Genomic DNA, 25,142 nt, shown 5'->3' on the forward strand with positions numbered 1-25,142 from the left:
CCTTGTAACTCTATTTTTCTATATGCGATCGTCAGTTTTTTTCATAAGCTCTTCAACTTATTTTGTCCCGCTATTGCCAATCCCCAAATTGATTTGGAACAAATATTTTTGTCCTAAGAAATAGATAACGATCTGTGGAAGTGTCAGCAGCAATGACATTACCATTAACATCGACATATTGACGGTACCCGCTGGATTGGAGGTGGCGGACATAGATTGTGCGCCTAAAGCTAAGGTCATTTTGCTCGTATCTGATACATAGATCAAAGGACCCATGATGTCGCTCCAAGCAAAGTTAAAGGTAAAAATAGCAATGGCAGCCATCGCTGGTTTGATCAACGGTAAGACTATTTTGGTAAAGGATCTAAATGGTCCTAAACCATCCATTTCTGCTGCTTCAAATAAGTTTCCCGGAATCGCCGTAATAAATTGGCGAGTAAAAAAGATATTATAGGCAGAGCCAAAGAATTGCGGGATGATCAGTGGCCAAAGAGTGTTATAAAGACCTAAGTTTCTAAAAATCAAGAACACAGGAATCAAGGTGATTTGACCTGGTAACATCATTGTTCCTAATACCAATAGAAACAATTTGTTTTTATGTTTATACTTCATTCGGGCAAAGCCAAAAGCAACCAGTGTCGAAGAAATAATTTGTCCAACAATGCTGAGAACGACGATCAGCATCGTGTTGAAAAACCACAACAAGATTGGTCGCTCTCCTGAAAAGGAATCTCTAAACAAATTGGTGAAATTGGACAAATAGAATTCCATCGGCAGTAAAGTGAACTGTTCTTTGATATTTGACTCCGGCGAAGCTAGTGCAATCGAAATCATATAAACGAATGGAATGATCAAAATTCCCGCAAACAAAATCAAGGTCAGATAGATCAATAATTTAGATACTTTGGATAGATTTTTATCTAACACTTACTTCACCTCCTCTTCATAAAATACCCATAAGCTTGAGCTCTTCAGCACGATCAAGGATAAGACCATCACGATCATAAACAACACCCAAGCCATTGCCGAAGCATAGCCCATCCGATAAAATGAAAAGGCATTTCGATAAAGGTATGGAACAATCATTTCGCTGGCATAATCAGGCCCACCACCGGTCATCATATACACTTGAGTAAAGGTTTGAAGGGAGCCAATGACTCCGGTAATCAGGTTGAAAAATAAAATCGGCGAAATTTGGGGAATGGTTATACTAATAAACATCCTGAATCTGGATGCACCATCAAGAAGTGCCGATTCATACATTTCTTCCCCCACACTATTGATGGCAGACAACATCAAAATCATTGTTCCACCGACACCCCATAGAGAAAGGAATACGAAGCTCCAAAGCACATGGTCCTTACTCAACAGCCAAACTGGTCCGTCGATACCAAATAAGGCTAGTGCCTGGTTGACTAGTCCTTTGGAAGAAAGCAAACGGGTAAACAGCATCGTACTCGCAACGATTGGTACAATGGAGGGTAAGTAATAGATGGTACGAAAAACACGCATCCCTTTCAAATGAAAGCTCAATAAATAAGCCATACCTAATGAAAGTAACAAATTGATTGGAACACTGATCAAGGTATATTGAAAAGTATTTGCTAAAGCTTTTAAAAAAATATCATCCTTAAAAAGACGCAGATAGTTATCAAATCCGATAAAATTAAATTCCGAAAACATATCCCAATCAGTAAAACTCATGATTATCGAAAAAATCATTGGTCCAATGGTAAAACAAACAAACCCAATGATCCAAGGTGAAACAAAGGCAAAAAACCAGCGGGACTGAGTCCGCTTACGCTTTTTTTGATTTAGTTGAAGTTGTGTCGCTGAACTATCCAATAGGAAACCCTCCTTAACTAAGGTGCTTAAGGAAGAAAATTTTTTCTTCCCTAAGCTATCCTTTCTCTGAATTAATATTGTTCCATGATTTTTTCGCCAGATTCTTGCATTTTCTCAAGCGCTTCTTCTGGTGTTAAACGGCCAAGGAGCATTTCTTTTACTTGATTACTGAACTCACCGGTCAGTTCTCCGTAGTAAGGACCTTCGAAAATACCATCGATCACAACACGTTCTGTCGAGATTCCTACGACGTCCAAGCGAAGATCTTTCCCATTTACTTGTCTATTGGTAAATTCTTCAGAGTTCAATACTTTGATATTGGCAGGAGAATCCACTAAACTTTCACCAAGAATTTTTTGTGCTTCTTCGCTCGTCATATATTCAATGAATCGAAAGGCGGCATCTTGTTTGGTCGATTGCTTAGAAATCGCTAAGGCACTTCCGAAAGGCCATGTAACTTTTTCATTGAAGAAAGGCATCGGTGCAATATCAAAATTTAAATCATCCAGTTGTGTGAAGTTGCCAATATTCCAAAATCCTGTCGTCAACATACCAATTCTACCTTGTGAGAACATTGAATCCGCACCAGACTGCGCAACAGATTCATAAAATTCATATGTGCCAACATAACCGTCTTGGTATAGATTATTAAACCAAGTAAGAACTTCTAAGTTTTCGGGAGAATTGATCACAACCTCATTATTTTCCACAAGGGAACCACCATTGGACTTGATAAATACTCCCCAGTTTGGTACCCAATCCATTCCACTAGCACCATACTGAACCGTTTCGCCGTTTTCTATTTTTGTTAATTTTTCGGCAGCAGCTGTGTATTCTTCAATCGTCCAATCATTTGTCGGGTATTCGATCCCTGCTTCATCAAATAAGTCTTTATTGTAGTAAAGAATTTCCGGGCCCCCTCTATCCGGCAAACCAAATGGTTGGCCATCATAGGTATATTGGGTCATTGCATCCCCCCAATTGCTTTCTACGTCAATCGATGATTCCGCAATATAATCTGAAAGATCAATAAATAATCCCTTAGAAGCAAAGTTTTGCCCATTTTCTGCCACTTGGACAACGTCAGGTGCTTCATTTCCGGCATACATTGTTTGCAGTTTGGTGTCATAATCACTTGGCACTTGAACGAAGTCTACTTTTATGTCAGGATTCGCTTCCTCAAAGGCTTTGATGCGTGGCTCATAGATGGGAAGGTCACCTTCACCTCCCCACGTATAAAACTGGATCGTCGTGATTTCTCCATCCGAATCATTATTGTTGTTTTCTTGCCCACAAGCAGCAAATAAGACTACTGAAGACGCCAATAAAGATGTTTTAGCAATTTTCCCAAAGTTCATAGCCATTTCCCCTTTTCTTATTCATTCGTTGTAACGATCTTCAAGGTAACGATCGATTGCCGAGGGATTGTCAGTTCCTGAGAAGTGATGCTCTGCTCTTCTAAATCAGACTCACTATCTGTCGTATAGCTGATGATTTCACCAAATCCGACTCCTTGAAGATCAATCTCTTTTTCCTGAAAACTGTTATTGATAAGCACTGTAATAAGTTCTTCTTCATTTGCTTCATTTTTTCCCAAAAAGCTTACGACATTCACCTCTTTGTCGTCGCTGATTGCGGAAACTCTCGTGTACCCTGGTCGAATAAACTTGCTGAAATTCCCCATTCCCCAAAGTCTTTTTGTCGGAATAATTTCTTTTGAACCTAAGTTTACATAGATCAGACCATCTCGATAATCGTAACTACTGACTGCGATCCAATATTGCCAAGCAACCACATCAAGGATCGTTAAATCATCGTGTATCTCGTTGGCTAAATTTAAGGCAGAATCCATAGTGTAGTCGCGACCATTGATCATTTCTGTCCACTCAGACATTTTTAAGGTAACATCGATTTCCTGTTCGTCTAACCACTCTTTAAAATTCATTTTCTCGACGTAAGTTGTCCAATATGAATGGACTTCCCACGTGTCAAAGTAATTCATCAATGTATCACTTTCGATGATTGCTTCGAAATATTCCTTGCTGGTGTTTGCCCATTCTCCTAATTCGGGCATCGATAGCGCTATTTGTTTCAACTCTGGTCTTTTTTGTTTTTCTTCAATAAATACCTCTAAGAGTGCGACTACTTCAGCTGGATCGTAGTAGGTGCCCTCCTGACCACCAGTCCAATCCCATTGTGGTTCATTGATTGGCGACACATGCGTGACGGGAATGTCTTCTTTTAAGAAGTGTTCCGTCACATCATAGACGTAATTGGCAAATGCCTGATAATTCTCAGGGGCTAGGTTACTGCGTTTTTCTTCCAGCTGATCACCATACGCAGAGCCATTTTTCGTTAGCCTCGTCAATGGGCTATTGACGAATAAATAGATATCATCAATTCCATAATCAACCGCTGTTTTCAGCATCCATCGTGCATTTTCATCCTTCGACCAATCATAGACTTCGGGTCCTTCTTCAAAGTTTTCTGCTCGTCGCCAGGGATCTTCAATGCGAGGACTATTTTGTAACGTACTTCCGGCGCCTAAGTTGTAGCGATAAGACGTCAAGCCAATCCCTTCAAGCGGATCAAATAATAATTCTGCGATATATTCTCGCTTCGAAAGTTCTGCTGTTTCTTCTTCGATCCAGCCACCAACATCTTGACTCCACCAAGCACCACTTGCGCCAAAGCTTTCAATTGTCTGGTAGGTTTCTGCCGTATTTAAGGTGATCATCGCCGTATCAATGACTTCATCTGTCTCTGGCTCTTTTTCTTTCTGTGTATTTTCCTCGACCGTTCCACACGCTGTCAGTATACTCAATAAGACCAAAGGAATAAGGAGTGTCCGCTTTTTTATCATGTACTTCCCTCTCTATTCTCTAGAATCAATCGTGTATCTGGTAGTCCGGGTGAGCGCAGCGTCACAACTGTCTCTTTCTTGCGCTCTCCTGCTACAAAGCAAAGCAACTTTCCTTGCATCGTTCTACGGAATGACTCTGTATAAGCGGTAGTATCTGCTAGATCACCATTCTCTAAACCTAGTAATGTCCCATTTTCGACTTCTAAATAGACCATTACTTCTGCTGCTATCGGATTTTCAGCATAATCTAAGACTTGGCATTCGATTTGATGAAGGTTCTTATTTAGTGTTAAATCGGTTGCAGCCAATTTCTCCCGCCATCTTTGAGGAATTTCATAGTTCATAGCTACCAAAGCAGTTGGCGCTGCTTCGGGTCTTATTTCGTCATACAGAATCGTTTCTTCAAATACCGCTTCCACCGACAAGGTTTTTGGCTGATAGTTGATCCGTGCAACATAATAACCAAAGGTATCATCATAACGAACATCGGGTACTTCCAAGTTGCCAACCTTCAATCGAATCTCTTTTGCATTTGTATAACACCTTACTTCAATTTCTTGCTCAGCTGGGTAAGACCATTTTCGATAGGTGGGTTCCCATTCTGCTCTTCGTTTGTTTTTCTCGTAAGGAATCGTTGTCAAATAAACAGTCGGTTCTTGACTCCACCAGCTCTTTCTCTTGTAATAACTAGGCTTTTCAATACCAGCCAATGTCAATAAGCCTGCCCCAGATCCGTGAATAGGCCATCCATGGGCTTCCCCTAAATAATCAATGCCCGTCCATAAAAATTGTCCAGCGATATACGGAAGAGTGTTTGCCGTTTGCCATTCTTTAAACCCGTGACTGTTCTCACTCCCAATAAAAGGTTTATCTGGGAATTTGCGATGATCTTCTTCGTATAGATGTTCTTTGTAGTTATAGCCAACGACATCCAAGTGATCGATCAAGCCAATTTTCGTAGATAATTCTGGAAAAGCTGCTGCCAAGGTAACTGGTCGAGTCGGATCGAGTGTTTTGCTCAATCGGACCAGCTTTTCGGCTATCGTGCGTAACCTTCTCATATCAGGTCGATGTGGATTATAGATGCGCTCAGCTTCTGGTTTGCTATTGTCATTATTCCCTGTCATTTCAGCAAACAATGGACTAGCATATGGATCATTGGGATAATCAATCTCATTGCCAATGCTCCAAGCAATGATCGATGGATGGTTTCGATTGCGTAAAATCATATTTTCCAAATCTTTTTCATACCAAGTTGGAAAATGTTCTGCTGCTCCTTCTAACTTGGGTGGATACACATTATGACCTTGCCACCATTTATTTTTAGGATTTTCCCATTCATCAAATGCTTCATCAAAGACTAAAAATCCCATGGTGTCGCACAAACGATACAAAGCAAACGAATGAGGATTGTGTGCCATTCGTATAGCATTTGTCCCCATCTCTTTTAACTTTATTAAACGCCGTACCCATACCTCGCTCGGAACAGCTGTTCCGAAAGAGCCCGCATCTTCGTGCAAGCAAACACCTTTGATTTTCAACTGCTGCCCATTTAAAGAAAAGCCCTCATTGGCATCAAAATGAAAGGATCTGATCCCGACATACTCGTTGTATACGCTCTCAATTCTATTTAAGGACGCATCTTGAGAACTCACCTTGGTTCGTAGGTGATAAAGATTCGGCGCTTCAGGTGACCATAGCTCTGGCTTTTCAATTTTTGCTTTCAATGTGACCGTGCGGCGTTCCCCTGCGTTAAGTTGGATTTCCTCACTTATGTTCACCACTTTTTCCGTTTGTAAACTTTCCAGCACTTGTTCGATCCTAACAACACGGTCTTGTTTTAAGGTATTTACTAGCCGATGTTCGATCATGATCTCCGCTTGCCCCTCTGTAACACTTGGCGTTGAAAAACTCGTTCCGTATTCGTCGATATAAATAGAATCATGAATTTCAAGAGAAACAGGACGTGTGAGTCCATTTCCGTTATACCATCTTGAATCTGCCAAATCTGTGTGCTCGACACGGACACTAATAAGCAAGCTATCATCCGAATTGTAAGTTAAAATCTCTGTCAAATCATAATAAAATGAAGCATATCCTGAAGGTCTAATCCCCATATGATAGCCATTGATCCAAACCCGTGCATTTTTATAAACACCTTCAAAATGAATTTTTACGACTTTATTCGTAAGGTCACCCAACTCTTGCAGCGACTGTTTGGTTCGATACCAACCTATTCCTCCGGATAGATACCCTGTTCCGCTTGAAAAATGTTTTTCAAAGGGATAAGAGACACCCCAATCATGAGGAATCGTTACCTTTTCCCAAATAGAATCATCAAAATCTTTTTTCCATGCTTCTTTTTCTTCTTGTTTTGAGAATCGCCATTCATTCAAAAAACGTTTTTCCATTTACCCCCTAACCTCCCTTTTACCAATACTCACATAAAGAAATCGCTTTCTTTCACTTAATTTTACTAAAACATTTAATGAAGAACATAGTCTATCCGATTCATTTTCATGTATTATATAATATGAAGAAAAAAAAGCGCCTACTTTTTCGTAGGTAATAGGAGGGAACTATGTACCACATCCATTCGAATATATTTAATCCTGAAATTATTTATGTCGTTGACTTTTGGAATAAAAAGAAAAATCTTCGGGGCTACCACCATCATGATTTCATTGAGATCAGCATCGTATTAGAAGGAACCGTTGATTACGAATTCAATGAAACTCGCACAAGGCTATATACTGGTGACACGCTCCTTTTTAACCCTGGCCTTCCCCATACCGAAATCCATCCAGCAGGGATGGAATCCCATGAACTTCATATCGGCCTTTCTAATATTCTGATCGAAGGACTTCCTTTTAATACCTTCCCAAATGAAGATCCCCTGCTCAATTTGGGGATTTATCAAGAAGTGTTCTTCAAAAAAGCATGGCAGCTGACCCATGAGTTTAACAGCCATAATATTCATCACGATTTGATGGGCAAAGGAATCATTCTCGAAATGCTAGCTTTGATTTTAAGAAGTTTGACGCCCTCCGATCCAAACAATAGCCTGTCAGTAATTTCTGAAAAAGATAAACAAAAACAAACGCTAGTAAACCATACGATTTATTATTTGGAGAATCATCATCAAGAAGACATCACTTTGGAAATGCTTGCAGACATGCTTTATATTAGTCCTGCCCAACTTTCAAAAGTTTTTCGGAAAATCACTGGTCGTAGTCCGATTAAATATTTGATCGAGATTCGTCTCAAACATGCCTATGAGCTGTTGCTTCATACCAATTTGACCGTCAAAGAAATCGCAGAAAAAGTAGGCTATCATGATCCTTTTTATTTTAGTAAACTATTTAAAAAGCATTATGGTCTTGCTCCTTCTAATGTTCGTAAAAGAAACTAACTGAATTTGCAGACAAAAAAGGATGCATCGCTGCACCCTTTTTCTTATACGACTACTTGCTTCATAAAGCCTGCTTTGTCAAAATCTAATGGGGAAATGCGAACCTGTCGATGAAATCCGCGGGCTTCTTCTGGATACTTACTAAGTGGAACAGCAAAGCTGTGATAAGCAATATGATATCGATCAGAATGTTCCAAAATGCTGTGATGTCCGGTTCCTAAAATGCCTTTCTCAACATTTTTTTGTAAGATAGGATAATGATACTGAATCGGTCCATACAATGAAGATGAGGTCCCATAATTCACATGATAGTCTTCACTGCGGGTATCTTCTCCCGACCAAGTAAAATGATACAAATCATCTTTTTTCAAAACAGTAATGGCTTCTCGAAAATCTTCCAGCCCTTGATATTCTGTTAGCGTATCAAGTTTGACAGTCCGCATGTCATCTCCCAACGCTACGATGGCAGCAGTCCCTCCCGCAGAATTGCCAAACAATAGATAATACTTTCCAGCTTCTACGTAAACAGATGGATCAATGACTTGACTCATGTTTAACCCATAGTCATCGATAAGATCAGGACTCAATAGCGGTTTCTCATCTGCAATAAAGGGACCTGTTGGATGATCCGCATAAGCGACACCGATTCCTGAGCGTCCATCCGCCATTTTTCCAGTAAAGTAAAAATAAAACATTCCTTCTTTTTCTGCTATACAGGGTGCCCACGCACCACCGATCGTCCACTTCACCTGAGCGGATGCTAGATCAAGGATCGTTCCTTTATTTGTCCACTGAGTGAGATCTTCTGATTCAAATACCGAAAAGCTTGTCCCAGACCAATCCGTAAAACCATCTGATGTTGGATATAAGTAAAATTTCCCATTAAATGAAACCAAATCAGGGTCAGCATAAAGTCCCTCTAAAACCGGGTTTTTCTGTTGATAATAGGTCAGTAGTCGTTGATACTCCTCATCTGTGATCGTGATCACCCCACCATGGCGCTTGATAGATTGACCGAAGTCAAAGGCAGAAACAGGTTCGAAAACGCCTGTTGCGAGATCATCACTTACTGCGATCCCATATCCTGTGCCTTTTTTAAAGTGATCTACGATCAGCGCCCATTTGCCATCAGGTAATTGGTACACTTGCGGTCCTTCAACCCCTTCTAATTGAGCGAGGTATTCAGAAGTTACTTCCTGATAGTCTCCTGTCAGCTGTTGACTGCGATCTAAAAAAATGCGACTATTTTCTTCGTTTTTTGTAAAACGATAATAATACCCCTGACTAAAAACAATCGTTGTATCGATCACATCCATCGTTTTTTCAATAAATAGCACAGGCTCAGTAAACGTCTGAAAATCCATAGTAGAAACAGAATAAATCTTATGTTTTCCATTAACCTTTGCAGCAAAATAGACAAAAAATGTCTCTTTTTCTGCGTCATAAATTGCCTCTGGCGCCCACAAATTCCCTGCACCTTCTGGAGCAATCGTTGCGGTCCATGGGTTTGTCCAATACACAAGATCCGTTGATGACCAGATAACCATCTGGCGGCTACCATTGATTTGAGCATGTGCCCAGCCAAGTCCCTTTTCAATACGCAAATCTGTCGCAATGAGATAATACGTGTCCTTCCCCTTAACCAGAAAAGGATCTCTGACTCCTTTTTCCCCAAGATCGCTTTTCAAAACGGGATGGCCTTGATTTAAATCTGTAAAAGTCAATCCATCCTTGCTCACACTAAAGTATACTTGTTCACCATTTTTTTGCTCGCCAGTGAAATGACAAAATAAATAAGCTGTCATTCAATCCCTCCTAATTCCTTCTCTATGCACTCGACTTCCTTCTCTCTCATTTTATAGAAGTCCCCGTGAATTTGTATAAGTTGATGAACGAACTTTTATAAGATTTTGAAACACTTGCTTTCCTATTTTCTTACACGAGCGATTCCATTGACTTGCCATTTTTTGCTATCTCTTGTCAAAAATCGTCAGCCATTATTCTTTCATTTTCTTTATACCTGAAGTTTGTGCAGCAAATAAACGATCAAAAAAAGCACACATCCACTTTCGGATGTGTGCTAACTCAACATTAAAATCGTTTGAAGATTTAATACACTTATTTGAAAGAAGTTAGTTCGTCCAAGCAGCAACTTCTTCTGGGTGATTGGCTACCCAATCTTTGGCTGCATCTTCGGCTGACGTTCCGTCATTGATTGCTAACATGACTTCTTCCATATCTTCTTGTGTCCAGTTGAAACGATCAAGTACTTCGTAAACTTCTGGCATGTCATCTGCTAATCCTTGGCGTACAACAGTATTGATGCTTTCTGCTTCACCCATTGTTCCTTCAGGATCATCCAGATATTTCAGATCATATTTCGCAAACATCCAATGTGGAGACCAACCAGTAATAACGATCTCATCTTGGTTCTTGATGGCTTGGCCCAATGCCACTGTCATCGCTCCTGAAGAAGAGGTAGCGACATTCCAATCTGAAAGGTTGTCATACGTCGCAACCGTATTTTCCGCTGCATTTACGACACCAGCGCCTGGTTCGATACCAGTGATGGTTTTGCCAGCTTCGTCAGAAAGGTCTGCGATGGAATCTACATCCATATAGCTTGGGACAACGATCCCCAGTTTTGCCCCTTCTAAGTTAGGACCCAAGTTCTCGACTTGGTCTTGGTACTGTTCATACTGAGATTGATGCGTAGATGGCAGCCAAGCAGCAACCATCCCGTCAACTTCCCCTTTTGCCACAGATTCCCACATGATGGCATTATCCAATGGCGTCGTATTGACTTCGTAGCCCATTTGCGACAAGACTTCTGCCACCACATGGGTAGATGCAACTTCCGTATCCCATTCGACATACGCCAAGTTCACCGTGCCTTTGCTGTCAGAAACATTTCCAAAGGCAAACGATGCGCCAATTAAAGCAACGACTGCCGCTGCAGCAATCCCGCCAAAAAGACGTTTTTGTTTGCGACTCGTCTTGCTCGCTGCTTTTTGATGTGCCGAACGGTTCAAATTCTGGGTAAAGCGATCCATAATGATCGCCAAAATAACTAAGGATACCCCACTGACAAACCCGTTACCGACTTGTGCTCGTTGTAAGGCGGACAAGACGCCACGCCCTAATCCAGGAGCCCCGATCATTGACGCGATCACGACCATTGATAATGCCAGCATCGTCGTTTGGTTGACCCCAGCCAAAATAGTACTTTTGGCTAGTGGCAATTCTAATTTGATCAGTTTTTGCCAGCCAGTCCCACCGAAGGAATCAGAGGCTTCTACCAATTCACGAGAAATTTGGCGAATCCCTAAGTTCGTCATCCGAACGGTTGGTGGTAGAGCAAAGATCACTGAGGCAAAGACCCCAGGAACCATGCCGATCCCAAAGAAAGCAACCGCAGGAATCAAATAAACGAAACCAGGCATCGTTTGCATAAAGTCTAAGATTGGCGTCACGATGCTTTGCGCTTTTTCGCTTTTCGCCATTAAGATCCCTAGTGGAATCCCAATGATGATCGAAACCAAACTTGACAACAAGACCAACGTCACGGTGTTCATCAAGTCTGTCCATAACCCTTGGTTATAGATGAACAGCAACCCAACAAAAGTAAAGGCTGGCAAGCCGAATTTTTTGCGTGAAACGAAAAAGGCAGCAGCCGTCAATAAGACGATCATTAACAACGGTGGTACAAACAATAATACATTTGTAATAGCGTCCATGATAAATTGTCCGAAAGACTGTAAGGCTGAAAACAATCCACTGAAAGTTCCTGTTAGCCAATCAGTAAAGTTTTCGACCCAATCAGCTACCGGAATCGTATGTTGTAAGAAATTATCCATTTGTCACTACCCCTTCCTCTGCTTGAGCGGCTGAATCGGTCTCAGCCAACGCTTCAATCACGCTTCCGCGGATCACGACTCCGATCAAACGATCGTTTTCTACCACGGCTAAAGGTGTAGGCGAATCATAGATCAAATTGAAGATATCCGTTACCAGCATATCTTTATCAATCTTTTTAACATTTTTATCAATAACTTCCTTCAAGGTCAGATTGTTTTTCCGTGCCTCACGAGCAGACTCGGCTGTCAAACTTCCTTTTAGGTGACGACGTTTGTCGACGGCTAACAACATGCTGACTTCTTCTTTCCGCATCCGGTTCAATGCTACGCTTGGTCCATCGATCTCGATGTTCGTCGTCAATGCTGGAACCATGATGTTTTGCGCAGTCAAGACTTTGGAACGATCGACATCTTCCACGAAATCACGCACGTATTGGTTGGCAGGATTCGTCAAAATATCTTCTCCTGTACCGATCTGCATGATCTGACCATCTTTCATTAAAGCGATCCGGTCACCGATCCGCAAGGCCTCGTTCAAATCATGGGTGATAAAGATGATCGTTTTTTGAACATTGGCTTGTAGTTCTAAAAGTTCATCTTGCATTTCACGGCGAATCAGCGGATCGAGTGCTGAAAAGGCTTCGTCCATCAAGAGGATCTCTGGATCATTGGCTAACGCACGGGCAAGTCCCACACGCTGTTGCATCCCTCCAGACAGCTGGTCAGGATATTGGTCTTTAAAAGAAAGCAATCCTGAGTTTTCTAACGCTTTTTCCGCTTTCGCTGTTCGTTCTTCTTTCGAGACCCCACGGACTTCTAGTCCGTATTCGGTGTTCTCTAAAATCGTCCGATGAGGGAAAAGGCCAAAGCTTTGGAAAACCATGTTGATTTTGTGACGACGAACTTCTCGCAGTTCTTCTTTACTCATTTTGGCAACATCTACGCCATCTATGTAAATATCTCCGCCAGACGGCTCGATCAATCGATTCAAGAGGCGAATCAATGTTGACTTCCCGCTTCCAGAAAGGCCCATGATGACGAAAATCTCGCCTTCGTTGACTTCAAAGTTCACATCATAGACCCCGACGGTGGCACCTGTTTTTTCTAAAATCTCGTTTTTGCTACGTTGTTCTTTGACCATGGCAAGAGCTTGCTGCTTTTTCTTACCGAAGATTTTGGTTAAATGTTCCACTTTAACTTTACTCAAATGATTAATACTCCTTTTTCTGAAAAATTTCACGAAAGTGACCATACTATCTTAACAAGATGTGGTCACTTTGTCAAAAAAAATTTCCCAATGCTTTTTCTTTTACAAAAAAAGCATGGGAATCAAGAAAAAGAATTACGCTGAATAGTCCGTTGGATAGAAGAAATTGGTCATGCGCTGCAACGCCAGTTCATTTCCGACAAAATAAATCGTATTGCCTGCACTAAATTTCGCATAAGGTCCTGGTGACAACAACAATTCTTCGGTTGTTTGGATTGCAATAATCGTCGCCCCTGTGGCTTGCCAAATATTCAATTCATTGATACTTTTTTCCAAATGCTGCGCTTGTTCCGTCAACTGAAGTTCAAAGGGCACAAACGGACTCATGTGGTGTACCTTTTTGGTCTGCTGCACTAACGTGTTCAACAAGTCAGAAAAATTATCCAGCTCTTGCTGCTGCCGCTCCACACTGTCTAAAATATCTTGTCTAATTTCTTGGATCGACTGCACATCTTGGTATTGTTCCACAAAGGCCTGTGCTTTTTCCTTTGAAGCAATATAGGCGCCGCTGCCATGACGGACGTCCATGATTTCTAAATCAACTAATACATTGATCGCTTTGCGGGCTGTTTCAGGAGAGACATTGAAATTGCTGGCTAACGTTGAGCGTGCATGGATCTTTTGCCCAACTTGGTAGCGATTTTCAACGATTCGTTCCGCGATCGCCACGGCAATCTGCTGATAACGAGGCAAAGCGACCTTCTTTTTATCTTGAAACTTATTCGTCATGATGAACTTCCTTTACTTTTTTTTCATCATAACAAGAAACATTGTTGGTGGCAACTATTCACTGATTCGCGGATTTTTGATCAAACGTACACGAATGATTGCCCCTGCCTGCTGCATCTGTTTTTGCAGATCTTGCAGCAGCGTTTCATTTGTCTCATCAAGATCGATCAAGGTATAGGCGACTCCGGCTTTTCTTTCACTTGTCAAATTATCGATATCTACACCTGCTTCAGAAATGATCCGCAATAATGGGGCAAAAGCACCAGGCTTGTCGTGATAAAACAGCGCCAAGCGATACGGTGCCAAAAAAGGCAACTCTGCATGAGGAAAGTTGACCGATTCTTGAATCGTCCCAGCGCGCAAATAGGCATGCATGCGATCAAAAACTACGTGATCCCCTTTTTCCAAGGCATTGGTAGTACTACCGCCAATATGCGGATAGCACAATACTTTCGGTTGGCCGATCAAGCCCGCACTAGGAAAATCAGTGATGTATTGTTTGAGCTGATTTTTGGCTAATGCTTCTAAGACGGCTGTTTCTTCCACGATCTCCCCACGACCAAAATTCATCAGCACTGCATTTTTTTTCATCTGCTGAATCGTTCGGCGATTCAGCAAGCCGTGGGTCTCTTGACTCAAAGGAAGCAAAACCACCACAAAATCTGATTCGGCCAACAGTACGTGCAAGTCACTGACTTGTTCGTAATCGTGGGCCGCTTTTTTCGTACGGGCATAGCCGAGGACTTCCATTCCTAACTGGTGACAGGCTTTTGCCACCCGTTCACCGATCTCTCCTAAGCCTAAAATACCGATGGTTTTTCCAGCTAATTCTTCGCCGATCACTTCTTTTCGCCGTTCTTCAGCTACCTTCAACACATCTTCTGCTTCAATTTGACCTGACGTTAGCTCTTCTTGCAAATCGGCTACCGTCTGGATGGCTTTGAATAAGGGGCGAACGCTGAGAAACAAATTGGAGAGCACCAATTCTTTGACTGCATTGGCATTGACACCGGGACTATTGAAGACTACTGTGCCATTTTGAGTACACCGTGCCAAATCGATCGTATTGGTGCCTGTTCCTGAGCGAGCGATCACAGCTAATTTGGGTGTGATCAATTCGTTAGGAACCGTTGAACTGCGTACAAACAGCGCCTCTGGGGCCGCTTGATTTTTTAACGCGTATCCTTTTTTGATTGCTCGCTTAGCTATCATTTCGGTCATCTTATCTAACTGATAAATCGTCTCCATAACGCAGACCTCCTTTTGTCTTTAGTGCGTATTAGTCAAATAGTACAAAAAAGTGCGGTAAAATGATAGCAATACGCAAGAGAGGATGATTACTATGCACCTATCGATCACAAATTTTCCAGATGAACAGCCGATCGTCGGCAAAGACTCGCAGCTTCAAGACACAACTTTAGGAGACTATGTCGAAATTGGCGAAGCCAATCACATTGATCATTCTTCCATCGGCAATTATACCTATACGGGGCAATATTGCTTTATTCAGAACAGTCAATTAGGACGTTTTATCAGTATCGCAGCGATGGTCCGCATCGGCCCCACCAATCATCCCTATGAACGCCCTAGTCAGCATCTTTTTGCCTATAATGGCGAAGGCTATGGATTTGCGCCAAAGGACGAGTCCTTCTTAGAAAAACGCAAAGCAAAAACGACCGTCATTGGCAATGATGTCTGGATCGGCCACGGTGCCGTGATCCAATCTGGTTTGACCGTCGGTGATGGTGCCGTGATCGCCTCAAACGCAGTCGTAACCAAAGATGTGCCGCCTTATGCGATCGTCGGCGGGGTTCCAGCAAAAGTGATCAAATACCGCTTTGATCCAGAAACGATCACTGCTTTAAAAGAAATCGCTTGGTGGAATTGGAGTCGTGCAGAATTAGAAGCACGCTATCCGGATTTCCGGCTCCCAATCGAAGATTTTGTAGTAAAATACACCCGTTGATTATGCGCTTTTTCCGCTTAGTACGAGGAATGAATGATAACACATCACAGTCATTCATTCTTCGAAAGTCTTTGAGGGAAGGATTTTTTAGAAATAAATAAAAAACACTGAAAATCTATTGTATCGAGAAATTCCTGTGCTAAAATGGAGAAATCAAATGAAGTTTTTCACGAACTTTTAAAGGAGTGTTCTATTTGACCATTTTAGACTATCGTCCATTAAATCTTTACACCAATTACCGCGAAGCTGCCGAGGCATTTCCTGACACAACCATCATCCACGATGAAGTGCTGCCAGCATTTCCTGAACTTGGCTATCGTAGTACCTACCGTTCGAGCCATGAAATGATTTTAAAACGTGCGTACCAACTTGCTGCACTAGGCGTGCAAGCCGGCGATAAAATCATTCTTTACAAATCTTCAAAATTCGATACCTATTTATTAGCAACGGCTGCTTCTTACCTTGGTGCCGTTCCTGCCATGATCTCCTATCATTTTCCTGCTGAAACCATCGAAGTGTTTGTGGATCGCTTAGAAGATCCATTCATCTTATTTGATGAAGAAACCGAAGGCCGCGTCGCACAAGTGAAAAATAGCAGTACTGACAAACAGATTGCTGTTCGTCATCTGCTGCAACAACCAGCGGAACCAGTGGCCCAAACTGAGTTACCGGTGGATCAAATTTCTTATATGACCCACACTTCTGGAACAACGGGTATTCCAAAATTGATTTGTCATTCGGCAAACTCCATGGGCTGGCGGACAAAATGGCAAAAAACGATCTTCACCAAGATTGATCGCACCAAAGCAGACTCTGATTTAATTGCGTTCCATATCTCACCGGTGCACTCCCGCTTCAATATTGGCATCTCATCCTTGATGGCGATGGGCTTTCCGATGATGCCATTAGCCAATGCCAACGGCGCTCATGTCGTAAGCATGCTAAAAGAATACCCACCAATCGCTTTGGAAACTCATCCAAACAATTTTGTCCAATGGAGCTTTGTGGCAAAAGAACAACCAGATGCTTTCGCCAATATTCGCTATTACCATTCAACCTTTGATGCCATCAACAACCAAACAATGGCCACTTTTTTAAATACTTCAGCAACAAAAGAAGCAATCTTTTTGCAAGTCTATGGTCAAAGTGAATGCGGGCCAATGATCCTAAAAGCACATACCTTAGAAAGCATCGCTACCAACGATGCCCGTGATATGGGTGTGGGTCTCGAGGACTTAACGAGAGCACGGATCGCCGATGCAGAGGGCAACGAGCTGCCAGCAAATACCGATGGGCACATCCATTTCCTTTCAAAAGGACGCGCGTTGACCTATTATAAAGAAGATCAGCGTTTTGCTGACAATGTCTATGGCGCTTGGTGGGACAGTGGTGACTACGGCATGATGGATGATCAGGGCCATCTTTACTTAAAAGACCGTCAAGTGGACTTGATCAAAAATATTGAAAGCAATCTTGCCTTGGAAGACATTTTGCTAGATCATTTAGACTTCCTTGCCGAAGTTGTGATTGTTCGCGACAAAGAAAACTCACCACAACCAATCATTGCTTTAGCGCCAAATCGTGAAATGGATTGGGATGCTTGGTGGAAAATGGTGGAAGATCTCCCTCACCTCAATCAACCAATTTTACGCGACTACGAAGATATCCCACGAACAGCAACCATGAAAGTTCAACGACTACAAATTGAAAAAGAATTCAAAAACGCAGAATAAAGCAAAAGAAACGGCCAGCAGATTTCCCTGCTGGCCGTTTCTTTTGCTTTCGCTGTGTTTTCTTTCACTGCGGTTATTCTTTCGCTGACCGTTTTCTTGAGTAGATACGTTCTTTAGATTGCCCATATTGACTTAGCTTTGTTTCAGCTAATGTGATACCAAAGCCCTCTCCATCAGGTACCAGCAGCTTGCCTTTATGCAAAGTTGCAGGCTGTGTAATGACATCATCATAAAAGTAACGGTCAGAAGCGGAAAGGTCCCCGGGAAAATGGAAAATATCTTGACTCGCAAATTGCAAATTCATGGCTCGTCCCACACCAGACTCAAACATGCCGCCTAACCAAACAAGTAGTCCATGGGTTTGACATCGATCAAGGATCCGCAAGGCTTCGGTGATCCCACCAACACGAGGGATTTTCAGGTTGATCGCACGGCAGCTGTCCAGTGCTGCGACTGTATCGACGTCTTCTGCCGTTCGAATATCTTCATCCAAACATAGAGGCGTCTTCATCTGTCGCTGTAGCTGACTGTGCCCCACCAGATCTCGTACCTTAAGGGGTTGCTCGATCATCACCAAGCCTAAGTCATCAAGTGCCAAAATGCGTTCAGGCTCACTTTGATAGGCCCCGTTCGCATCTGCCATCAAAAGCAATTCTGGAAAGGCTTGTCGAATCGCTCGCAAGGGTGCCATATCTTGCCCCGGCTTGATTTTTAACTTGATTCGTTGATACCCTTGGGCGACATAAGCGGCAACAAGAGCCATTAGTTTTTCGACAGAGTCTTGTATGCCGATACTAACGCCAACCGCGACACTCGGTCGGGTCGCGGTATACAGCTCTTTCACACTTTGATGCGTTTGCTTGCCATATAGATCCCAAATTGCTGTTTCCAAAGCCGATTTTGCCATGTAGTTTCCTTGGACCGTTTGAAACAATTGCCAAACTTCTTGCGGATGCTCGATCTCTTGGTCAATCAATAATGGGATCAGTGCTGTTTCAATCACTTGTCGAGCAGAAAAGAGGGTTTCTTCAATGTAATCTGGCTGCTCAAAAGCGACCAATTCACCAATGCCAACCGTTCCATCCTCTGCAGTCACCAAATAAAGATCAAAGGCTTTTTCTGTTAATTGTCCGTAACTTGTCACAAAGGGTTGTTTGAGGGGCAAGCGACAGGCGATGCGTTCAATTTTCTCAATCTTCATTGCGTTCTCTCCTTGTCAATCAGCTGACTGTGGCCCCGATCCTTTTACAAACCATTGATCGATTTCATGACGAACCTGTGTCGGCTGTTCTAAATGGATACAATGTCCAGCATTAGCAACGACTTTGATGGTCATCTCTGGTTGCAGCTGCTTCATTTGGTGGGCGATTTTACGAAACTTTACATCTTTTTCCCCCGCTAAATAAAGAATTTCACAAGCTAGCTGCGGAAGTGCCGACCAACAGCTTGGCTGTTTGCCGGTACCACCGTAAACCAAACTTACTGCCAAGCCAAATTTATTTTGCTGCAAGCGACCTTGCCTTACAGCAGCCTGCTGCACTAAGGGTAGCTCCTTTTGACTAGCAAACAACGGCAGTTCTTGCCAGTAATCGACAAAATCGACCAGAGGCTCCCTTAGTAAGCGCAACGCTAACCGACGATCGTGTCGCTGACGAGCGAGTCGTTCCGCTGGATCAGCTAACCCGGGGGAACCACTCTCAAGCAATAGATGGGTCACTGCAGCTGGTTCCATGACCGCCCAAAAAAGTGCGATTCGTGCCCCCATCGAGTAGCCATAAAGGCCATAACGTTCAATCCCTAGCTTCGCTAAAAGCTGTGCAAGATCCTCTACCAGTAAAGGAAGTTCATAACGCATGGGATGGACATAAATCGATGACCGTCCATGTCCAATCAAGTCGACTGCCAATACATTATAAGAACCTTCCTCTGCAAAAACCGGTCGAAAACTTTCCGAAGAACCCGTGAAGCCATGCAATGCCACAAGGGTTGGTAAGGCTGGTCGGTACGGCTGCAACCACTGATAAAAATAGCTGACGCCATTTATCGTGTTCCTCATTGCTGTGCTCCCGCCTCGCTAAACTGCTGTTGCAGTGCTTGCCATGTATTGACCGGATCTTTTTGCTCACCCTTCACTTCGATTATTTGAAAGCGCGGCTGTTGACTTGTTTCCGCTAAAATCGCTTGAAACTCTATTAAAGAGGTCGGTGTGTGCCAATCTGCCTCATATAAGGCCGCCACTTTTTGAAACTCAAGATCTAACGGCGTGCCGAAGAGTGGGACAAAGTCGCTTGGTTCTAAGGTGTTTTGTGACAAAAAGGAAAAGATCCCACCACCGTTATTATTCAGTAGAATGATCGTTACGGGCAATTGATACTGACGCAGTAGTTGTAGGCCGTTCATATCATGGTACAACGCTAAATCACCAATCAACAAGTAGGTAGGCTTTTGACTGGCGGAAGCAATCCCAGCTACGGTCGAGACAAGGCCGTCGATCCCATTGACGCCCCGATTTCCATACACTCGATAAGTGGAGGTAGTTTTGCTGCCGTAGCGATCAAAGAAACGGATCGCATTGCTGTTTGCCAAAAGGATCTGCGCATCTTCGGGCAAACATTGTTGGAGCATGCGCACAGCGCTGCTCTCATCCCATTGTTGCAACTGCGGACATGCAGCAATCACCTGATCTGCCCGCGCTTGAAGTGCTTGCCATTGTTGTTGCCACGCCATATTTTTGACGATCGGCAACTGGGTGATGGCCGCCACGAAAGTGCTGATCGCTGCTTCGATCAAATAGTTTGCCCGATGCAACTGGTCTTGCCACTGTCCCGATGGATCAACAAAGAGCCACGTCGTCGTATCCGCTGCTTTGTTCAACCATAATAGGACATTTTTAGTGACTGGTAAGCGACCAAAACGCACGACCACTTCTGGTTGGAAGGCAGAAGTCAATTGCGGGAAAACAAGATCGGCTTGGCTGATAAATGTTCCTACTTTGGTACCGGCTGTCGCCAAATTGGTCAATGGATCGCCGACAATCGGCCAGCCTAATTTCTCTGAAAAAGTCAGCAACTGCTGCGCTTCTTCGATCGTAAGGCTTTCTCCAGCAATCAGAATACCTTTTTTACCAAAGTAAGGGGCTAGCTGGGTGATCATCTCTGCTGACAGCTCTTGTTGTGGTGCCAGATAGCTCACGTCTTGCTGTATACTGCATTGGCGACTAAAGTCAGGCAACAGCGGCTCCCGTAATGGAAAGTTGATTTGGACAGGGCCTCTCGGCTGCTTTTGCGCTTCGATCGTGCAAGTTGCAGCTTGCCAAAAACTATAACGCAACAAAGCTGGGTCGTTTTCTGGCACCGTCATCTCTACCATCTTTTTGACGTGAGAGGCATACAAATTCTGTTGATCCATTGCTTGTGGCGCCCCAACGCCCCGCAGTTCTGGCGGGCGATCAGCCGTTAAGACGATCAATGGCAAGTTGGTAGCTTCTGCTTCACAAACGGCTGGATAATAATTGGCTGCTGCAGTTCCAGAAGTACACAGTAAGATTGTTGGCTGGAGATCAACTTTGGACATCCCTAAAGCAAAAAAAGCAGCCGAACGTTCATCGACAGCCACCGTACAGGTGATCTCAGGATCACGATGCAATAGTAGCGCCAATGGCGTTGAGCGTGAACCGGGACTAATAACCGCTCGCTTCGCACCCGCTGCTTTTAGTCCCTGGATTGCCGCTAATAAATAGTCTGTCATGACTGTCTGATTATTCATCTCCTAAGATCCCTCTCCTCATCGGTTGAAATTTTAACCGTGTTTCTTGACGTTCAGATTCCGCATCTGAATCGGCAACGATCCCACAGCCCGCATACAACGTTGCTTGATTGCCGCTAAAGAATCCTGAGCGGATCGCCACAGCAAACTCGCCAATATCTTCTTGAATACCCAACCAACCGATCGGTCCACCGTACATCCCTCTGCTGGCTGGTTCATGAGTACGAATCCATGAGACGGCTGCTTCTTTCGGTTCTCCCCCCAATGCTGGGGTCGGGTGTAGTTTTTGCACGGCGCTCAGAAAATTGACTCCTGCCTTTCTTTGCCCTGCTAAAGGAACAAACAAATGCTGAATGTCACGATTCTTGATGACGGAGCGGGCTTCTGATTGAAAGCCGTCAGCTAACAAAGTGGCCAATGCCGTTTCTAAGCGATCGACAACTACTTGATGTTCATGGGTATTTTTTGCGTCCGCTAAGAGGGCTTGTGCCAGTGCCTCATCTTCTTCTTTTGTTTGGCCTCTTGGTGCGGAACCTGCGATACTTACCGTTTCAAATTGATCGACAGTCGCTTTTAGCAAGCGTTCTGGCGTCGCACCAGCAAAAACATGGCCCCCATGTTCGATGGCAAAAAGATAGGTATTCGGCTGCTGTTGCGCCAACCGTTGCAACACCCCAGCACTAATGATCGACTGCTTCGTTTCTATCTTCATTCTCCTGGCCAGAACCACTTTTTTCAACGGTGTTTCATTCGAGCGAATGGCTGCCACTGTCTCTTCGACCGTTTGCAGCCATTGGGGCACCTCTAGTTCCTCTTGTGCCTGAAAAGCAGGCGTTTCTGCTACAAGACTCTTGTCCGGGTTGGCATTCAACCAGCTTGCGACTTTTTCCTGTAAGGCAGCGACTTTTTGTTGTCGTTGTTCCTCGGAAGAAGCGGCTACTGTATAAACGACGCCACACTGATCGCCAGTTTTGCGGACCAGTATTTCTGGCAACGCAAAGAGACCGGCACCTAGCTCAGCCCAATCCTGACTGACTTCTGCCTGTTCATCAAAAGCAAAGCCCCCAACCAGCTGCGCCTGAAAAGGTGCCTCTGGTTGATAATGGGCTTGCTTTAAGAGAGAGCGGACTTCTGAAAAGTCTGCAAGTTTGGGTTGCGAAAAAGTGACTAACCAACCCAACCCTACCATACTAGTCGTTTCATCAGGAGTACGCCAGAAATAGCGTTCCCCTTGATATTCTTGTGCCGCTGCATAAAGAGCCAGTAAGTCACACCTTTCTAAAGGCTGATACTCACTCAAATAGGTTTTCCCGGCAGCGATCGCTGCTTCATAATTACTTGTTGATTTGCTGTTCAATGTAGTTCACTCTTTCTTCACTCAGCAATAGCCGTTTTAAAAGTTTGCCGCTTGCTGTGCGCGGCATTTCTCGCACGTGATAAAAACGGCGCGGAAATTTATAATGGGCGATCTGCCCTTCTAATGTATCCAACAACGCTTGAAGTCGGACGGGCTCATTTAACGTTAAATAAGCCGCGACAGATTGTCCCCACTCCTCGTCTGGTTCCCCCACCACAGCTGCCTCTTTGACCGCTGGATGCTGCAACAAGGCTTGCTCCACTTCTGCGGGATAGATATTTTCTCCACCAGATATGATCAGTTCGCTTGCACGACTGACTACATACAAAAAGCCCTCTTGATCAAGATACCCTAGATCTCCTGTGGCAAACCAGCCCTCTTGGTCCCACTGCTGTGGACTGCGATCGTTCAAGTAACGAGTCGTGATCGCAGGTCCTTGCAGGTGGATCTCTCCGATCGGCTGGGTACTTTCAACAGTCTGATGATCTGCCATTTTCGCATCAGCCGCAATTCGTAAATGGACACTTTGCAGGGGAACCCCTGAGGAGCCGATTTTTTCTGAAGCTTTTTCTGGTGGCAATGCCACCACTTGTGAACAAGTTTCTGTCATCCCATAGGATTGGATCACAGAAAGCTGTTTTTGCTGGCATTTTTCCAATATACTTTTGGCAATGGGCCCGCCGCCTAGCAGTACATAACGCAACGAATCAAAGCTATGTTGGGGCACCAATGGCAGCAAGTCCATCAACATTTTTGCCACCAAAGAAACGATCGTCCCTTTTCCTGCTTCAAGATCTTTTGCCATTTCTACAGCATCAAAGCGCTCATACAAACGAACACTCATTCCAAGTCGCAGTGAACGCAAGAGAATTGATAATCCACTGATATGGTACAGCGGAACTGCACAAAGCCAACAATCCTCACTAGTGATCGTTAAGTTCTTTTGAGTCGCTTCGGCACTTGCCAGATGATTCCCAAAGGTTTGCGGCACACCCTTTGGATTGCCAGTCGTACCGGATGTATACATAATCGAAGCTACCTGTTCTGCTTGATAGATTGCTTTATTAGGAACAAACGAAGGATCAAAAGAACTGGCAAGAGCCTTCGCCTGCTCCATCGCTTGTCCAAAGGCCATGCTGCGAACACCTGGGACTGCAGCTTGATCTGCCGTGATCAGCCAGTCGCAGTGGGCATCTTGCAATTGGAAGGTGATTTCAGCGGCTGTCAATCGCGTATTCAACAGCTGGACTTCGATCCCCAACTCCCACAACGCAAGGATCGTAAAAACCATTTCAGGGGAGTTATTGCTAAAAAGGGCTACCCGGTTTGGCTGATCAACGAACTGGGCTTGATAATAAGCAGCGTAAGCATAAACCTCTTTTTGCAAGGCAGCAAACGACCAGCTTTTTTCATACCAATAAAAAGCTGGTCGTTCTGGATGAAGTTGTGCTTGCCTTTGCAGCCAACTCCCAGTCATTATGGGAATTTAGGGAATTGGTCGAAGTTTGGTTGACGTTTTTCTTTAAACGCGTCACGACCTTCTTTGGCTTCATCCATCGTGTAATACAATAAGGTCGCATCGCCGGCTAATTGCTGAATGCCAGCTAATCCATCCGTATCGGCATTCATTGATGCTTTGATCATACGTAACGCCAACGGGCTCTTTTGCAGCATCGTTTCGGCCCATTCCATCGTTTCATCTTCTACTCGATCAAGAGGAACGACTGTATTGATCCAGTTCATCGCCAATGCTTCTTCGGCAGTATATTGTTTTGTCATGAACCAAACTTCCTTGGCTTTTTTATGTCCGATCGTCCGTGCAAGATAGCCCGAACCATAGCCACCATCAAAACTACCGACATTTGGTCCTGTTTGACCAAATTTAGCATTGTCAGCGGCAATCGTTAAATCACAAACCAATTGTAAAACATTCCCGCCGCCGATCGACCAGCCTTTGACCATGGCAATCACCGGTTTTGGCAACGTGCGGATCAAGCGTTGCAGATCCAATACGTTTAAGCGAGGAACCTGATCTTCCCCAACATAGCCACCGTGACCACGGACTTTTTGGTCTCCGCCTGAACAAAAGGCTTTGTCGCCGGCGCCTGTCAAAATAATCACGCCGATGCCTGGTTCATCGCGACTGATTGAAAACGCATCAATCATTTCAAACACCGTTTTTGGTGTAAACGCATTGTGGACTTCTGGGCGGTTGATCGTGATTTTCGCCACTTTTCCATGTTGTTCAAATAAAATTTCATCGTACTCTTTTAAGGTTTTCCATTCTCTCATTACTTGTTCCTCCTCAATTCACATAGCTCTATTATACACATATCTAGTCGCTTTTC

The 25,142-nt window shown here is 43.8% G+C and carries 19 protein-coding genes; 3 read left to right on the top strand and 16 right to left on the bottom strand.

Translation table 11 applies throughout. The features are described from left to right. Positions 1-57: 57 nt before the first annotated feature. From ENLAB_RS04660 to ENLAB_RS04680, 5 genes are all read right to left on the bottom strand, one after another. On the bottom strand, positions 58-927 hold the full coding sequence (locus ENLAB_RS04660) for a carbohydrate ABC transporter permease (protein ID WP_016619769.1): 870 nt from the start codon (positions 925-927) through the stop codon (positions 58-60). Then, complete coding sequence (locus ENLAB_RS04665) at positions 928-1,845, bottom strand: carbohydrate ABC transporter permease (RefSeq protein ID WP_241508679.1); 918 nt, start codon at positions 1,843-1,845, stop codon at positions 928-930. It lies immediately after the preceding gene. 71 nt (positions 1,846-1,916) lie between these two features. Then, positions 1,917-3,203 (bottom strand): ABC transporter substrate-binding protein, encoded by a 1,287-nt coding sequence (locus ENLAB_RS04670; protein ID WP_244352856.1) that lies wholly within the window; start codon positions 3,201-3,203, stop codon positions 1,917-1,919. 17 nt (positions 3,204-3,220) lie between these two features. Next, positions 3,221-4,708, bottom strand: coding sequence for a glycoside hydrolase family 30 protein (locus tag ENLAB_RS04675; RefSeq protein ID WP_244352857.1), 1,488 nt, complete (start codon positions 4,706-4,708; stop codon positions 3,221-3,223). After that, positions 4,705-7,119: a glycoside hydrolase family 2 TIM barrel-domain containing protein gene (locus tag ENLAB_RS04680; protein ID WP_244352858.1), complete on the bottom strand. Its 2,415-nt coding sequence runs from the start codon at positions 7,117-7,119 to the stop codon at positions 4,705-4,707. The genes ENLAB_RS04675 and ENLAB_RS04680 overlap by 4 nt, the downstream gene beginning before the upstream one ends. 170 nt (positions 7,120-7,289) lie before the next feature. On the opposite strand from ENLAB_RS04680, the gene ENLAB_RS04685 reads away from it, so the two are divergent. Next, complete coding sequence (locus ENLAB_RS04685) at positions 7,290-8,120, top strand: helix-turn-helix transcriptional regulator (RefSeq protein ID WP_244352859.1); 831 nt, start codon at positions 7,290-7,292, stop codon at positions 8,118-8,120. A 44-nt stretch (positions 8,121-8,164) separates the two neighbouring features. On the opposite strand, the gene ENLAB_RS04690 is transcribed toward ENLAB_RS04685, so the two are convergent. The 5 genes from ENLAB_RS04690 to ENLAB_RS04710 all read right to left on the bottom strand — a co-directional run bounded on the left by ENLAB_RS04690 (position 8,165) and on the right by ENLAB_RS04710 (position 15,221). After that, complete coding sequence (locus ENLAB_RS04690) at positions 8,165-9,925, bottom strand: glycoside hydrolase family 43 protein (RefSeq protein WP_244352860.1); 1,761 nt, start codon at positions 9,923-9,925, stop codon at positions 8,165-8,167. 327 nt (positions 9,926-10,252) lie between these two features. Continuing rightward, a complete protein-coding gene (locus ENLAB_RS04695; protein WP_005228611.1) occupies positions 10,253-11,977 on the bottom strand; it encodes an ABC transporter permease/substrate binding protein in 1,725 nt (574 codons plus the stop codon). After that, on the bottom strand, positions 11,970-13,184 hold the full coding sequence (locus ENLAB_RS04700; RefSeq protein ID WP_005228609.1) for a quaternary amine ABC transporter ATP-binding protein: 1,215 nt from the start codon (positions 13,182-13,184) through the stop codon (positions 11,970-11,972). The genes ENLAB_RS04695 and ENLAB_RS04700 overlap by 8 nt, the downstream gene beginning before the upstream one ends. 135 nt (positions 13,185-13,319) lie before the next feature. Beyond that, the gene (locus ENLAB_RS04705) at positions 13,320-13,973 is read right to left on the bottom strand and encodes a GntR family transcriptional regulator (protein WP_244352862.1); all 654 of its coding nucleotides are present in this window, start codon (positions 13,971-13,973) and stop codon (positions 13,320-13,322) included. A 54-nt stretch (positions 13,974-14,027) separates the two neighbouring features. Beyond that, positions 14,028-15,221 carry an NAD(P)-dependent oxidoreductase gene (locus ENLAB_RS04710; protein WP_244352864.1) on the bottom strand — a complete coding sequence of 398 codons (1,194 nt, stop codon included), beginning with the start codon at positions 15,219-15,221 and terminating at the stop codon, positions 14,028-14,030. A gap of 94 nt (positions 15,222-15,315) precedes the next feature. On the opposite strand from ENLAB_RS04710, the gene ENLAB_RS04715 reads away from it, so the two are divergent. Further along, positions 15,316-15,939: a DapH/DapD/GlmU-related protein gene (locus ENLAB_RS04715; RefSeq protein WP_077451819.1), complete on the top strand. Its 624-nt coding sequence runs from the start codon at positions 15,316-15,318 to the stop codon at positions 15,937-15,939. A gap of 194 nt (positions 15,940-16,133) precedes the next feature. Next, the gene (locus ENLAB_RS04720) at positions 16,134-17,672 is read left to right on the top strand and encodes an AMP-binding protein (RefSeq protein ID WP_244352865.1); all 1,539 of its coding nucleotides are present in this window, start codon (positions 16,134-16,136) and stop codon (positions 17,670-17,672) included. A gap of 73 nt (positions 17,673-17,745) precedes the next feature. On the opposite strand, the gene menC is transcribed toward ENLAB_RS04720, so the two are convergent. The 6 genes from menC to menB are packed head-to-tail and all read right to left on the bottom strand — an operon-like array spanning position 17,746 to position 25,086. Next, complete coding sequence (menC, locus tag ENLAB_RS04725) at positions 17,746-18,873, bottom strand: o-succinylbenzoate synthase (RefSeq protein ID WP_081117514.1); 1,128 nt, start codon at positions 18,871-18,873, stop codon at positions 17,746-17,748. A gap of 15 nt (positions 18,874-18,888) precedes the next feature. After that, a complete protein-coding gene (menH, locus tag ENLAB_RS04730; protein ID WP_244352866.1) occupies positions 18,889-19,728 on the bottom strand; it encodes a 2-succinyl-6-hydroxy-2,4-cyclohexadiene-1-carboxylate synthase in 840 nt (279 codons plus the stop codon). Beyond that, complete coding sequence (gene menD / locus ENLAB_RS04735) at positions 19,725-21,437, bottom strand: 2-succinyl-5-enolpyruvyl-6-hydroxy-3-cyclohexene-1-carboxylic-acid synthase (RefSeq protein ID WP_244352867.1); 1,713 nt, start codon at positions 21,435-21,437, stop codon at positions 19,725-19,727. The genes menH and menD overlap by 4 nt, the downstream gene beginning before the upstream one ends. Next, a complete protein-coding gene (locus ENLAB_RS04740; RefSeq protein ID WP_096741570.1) occupies positions 21,430-22,794 on the bottom strand; it encodes an isochorismate synthase in 1,365 nt (454 codons plus the stop codon). The genes menD and ENLAB_RS04740 overlap by 8 nt, the downstream gene beginning before the upstream one ends. Continuing rightward, entirely contained in the window at positions 22,772-24,271 is a 1,500-nt protein-coding gene (gene menE / locus ENLAB_RS04745) for an o-succinylbenzoate--CoA ligase (RefSeq protein WP_244352868.1), read from the bottom strand. Before menE ends, ENLAB_RS04740 begins: the two co-directional genes overlap by 23 nt. Beyond that, positions 24,271-25,086 carry a 1,4-dihydroxy-2-naphthoyl-CoA synthase gene (menB, locus tag ENLAB_RS04750; RefSeq protein WP_010749830.1) on the bottom strand — a complete coding sequence of 272 codons (816 nt, stop codon included), beginning with the start codon at positions 25,084-25,086 and terminating at the stop codon, positions 24,271-24,273. The genes menE and menB overlap by 1 nt, the downstream gene beginning before the upstream one ends. Positions 25,087-25,142 lie beyond the last annotated feature (56 nt).

Source organism: Enterococcus innesii, from assembly GCF_022846515.1.
In the GTDB taxonomy this organism is placed as follows: Bacteria; Bacillota; Bacilli; order Lactobacillales; family Enterococcaceae; genus Enterococcus_D; species Enterococcus_D innesii.